1 protein-coding gene is annotated in these 261 nt (G+C 65.9%); it reads right to left on the bottom strand.

The genetic code is table 11. From position 1 onward, the window contains the following. Nucleotides 1–252 (bottom strand): DUF6806 family protein (locus tag CVH10_RS21790; protein ID WP_219924982.1); only part of this gene is annotated, 252 nt, incomplete at its 3' end. Between the last annotated feature and the right edge of the window lie 9 nt (nucleotides 253–261).

Consider the following 261-nt stretch of genomic DNA (forward strand, 5'->3'; position numbering starts at 1 on the left):
CACCACGTCTTCCACCAGCAGGTCGCGCTGCACCTGCATGATGGCGGCGGGGTTGGGGCCGACGAACAACATGATGAAGTCGTCGCGCGAGTCGTCCTCGGCGCCGCCCTCTTCCTCGTCGTAGTCGGTGTCGTAGAAGGTGACCTCGATGGCCGCGCCCTGCTCCGCGAGCTCGTTCAGCGCCATGCACATCTCGGCGAGCTCCTGGCGGAAGTCCTCGTCGCCGGGCACGGTCCAGCACATCTGCAGCATGTGCTCCTT

The organism is Halomonas sp. ND22Bw, from assembly GCF_003011945.1.
GTDB classification, from domain to species: Bacteria; Pseudomonadota; Gammaproteobacteria; order Pseudomonadales; family Halomonadaceae; genus Halomonas; species Halomonas halophila.